Origin of the sequence: Exiguobacterium sp. KKBO11, assembly GCF_001644945.1 — a bacterium.
GTDB lineage: Bacteria > Bacillota > Bacilli > Exiguobacteriales > Exiguobacteriaceae > Exiguobacterium_A > Exiguobacterium_A abrahamii.
The window spans coordinates 1-1,241 of the sequence record NZ_LUCU01000005.1 but is presented as its reverse complement, the minus strand read 5'-3'; the positions used below and the strand labels follow the sequence as shown (position 1 = coordinate 1,241).

Here is a 1,241-nt window from a genome sequence, read left to right as displayed (position 1 = left end):
GTGCGGACGGGATAAATGCTGAAAGCATCTAAGCATGAAGCCCCCTCCAAGATGAGATTTCCCTTTGAGTAATCAAGAAAGACCCCTCAGAGACGATGAGGTAGATAGGTCACGGGTGGAAGCATGGCGACATGTGGAGCTGAGTGATACTAATCGGTCGAGGCCTTGTTCTAGCAGATGCATTGTTGATGACTTCAGTTTTGAGGGTGCGAGCCTTTCAAAAAAACGAAAAAAAGTCTTGACGTTATGTGAATATAATGTTAAGATAATAAATGTCTGGTGGCGATAGCCAAGTGGTCACACCCGTTCCCATGCCGAACACGGAAGTTAAGCACTTGAACGCCGAAAGTAGTTGGGGGCTTCCCCCTGTGAGGATAGGACGCTGCCAGGCGATACATATGGAGGATTAGCTCAGCTGGGAGAGCACCTGCCTTACAAGCAGGGGGTCGGCGGTTCGATCCCGTCATCCTCCACCATTTTTATTACACTTGCCGGTGTAGCTCAGCTGGTAGAGCAACTGACTTGTAATCAGTAGGTCGCGGGTTCGACTCCTGTTGCCGGCACCATTTTTATCTTCAATGATCACCAGAATTCAATTATGAATGAAGGTTCTACCTTTTATATCCCTGCCGGGGTGGCGGAACTGGTAGACGCACAGGACTTAAAATCCTGCGGGGGTTTCCCCGTGCCGGTTCGATTCCGGCCCTCGGTACCATTTTCATTTTGATGTTTGCTGTTTGATCCTTATATTCCGCACCCTTAGCTCAGCTGGATAGAGTACTTGACTACGAATCAAGGGGTCGGGAGTTCGAATCTCTCAGGGTGCATTTTCGGGAAGTAGCTCAGCTTGGTAGAGCACTTGGTTTGGGACCAAGGGGTCGCAGGTTCGAATCCTGTCTTCCCGACCATCTTCAATTTCATTCCTTTAATGGGGCCTTAGCTCAGCTGGGAGAGCGCCTGCCTTGCACGCAGGAGGTCAGCGGTTCGATCCCGCTAGGCTCCACCATTTTTTATGACGAACTTTGAAAACTGAACGATGAGGCAAAAATCGTATTCTACGGAATACAAAAACGAATGAAGCGCAAGCTTCGTCAATCGTGACTTCGGTCACAACAACGAGCAAGTCAAACACTTCATGGAGAGTTTGATCCTGGCTCAGGACGAACGCTGGCGGCGTGCCTAATACATGCAAGTCGAGCGCAGGAAACTGACGGAACTCTTCGGAGGGAAGGCAGTGGAAT

The 1,241-nt window shown here is 49.7% G+C and carries 6 tRNA genes and 3 rRNA genes; all 9 read left to right on the top strand.

The window, feature by feature from the left end:
• Nucleotides 1-173 (top strand): 23S ribosomal RNA (locus AYO36_RS00220); the annotation flags it as partial.
• A gap of 102 nt (nucleotides 174-275) precedes the next feature.
• Nucleotides 276-391, top strand: a 5S ribosomal RNA gene (gene rrf / locus AYO36_RS00215).
• Between the two features lie 9 nt (nucleotides 392-400).
• Nucleotides 401-476 (top strand) — tRNA-Val (locus AYO36_RS00210).
• A gap of 14 nt (nucleotides 477-490) precedes the next feature.
• A tRNA-Thr gene (locus tag AYO36_RS00205) sits at nucleotides 491-566 on the top strand.
• A 62-nt stretch (nucleotides 567-628) separates the two neighbouring features.
• Nucleotides 629-715 (top strand) — tRNA-Leu (locus AYO36_RS00200).
• A 38-nt stretch (nucleotides 716-753) separates the two neighbouring features.
• Nucleotides 754-827, top strand: a tRNA-Arg gene (locus AYO36_RS00195).
• A gap of 4 nt (nucleotides 828-831) precedes the next feature.
• A tRNA-Pro gene (locus tag AYO36_RS00190) sits at nucleotides 832-908 on the top strand.
• A gap of 22 nt (nucleotides 909-930) precedes the next feature.
• Nucleotides 931-1,006, top strand: a tRNA-Ala gene (locus AYO36_RS00185).
• Between the two features lie 126 nt (nucleotides 1,007-1,132).
• A 16S ribosomal RNA gene (locus AYO36_RS00180) occupies nucleotides 1,133-1,241 on the top strand; the annotation flags it as partial.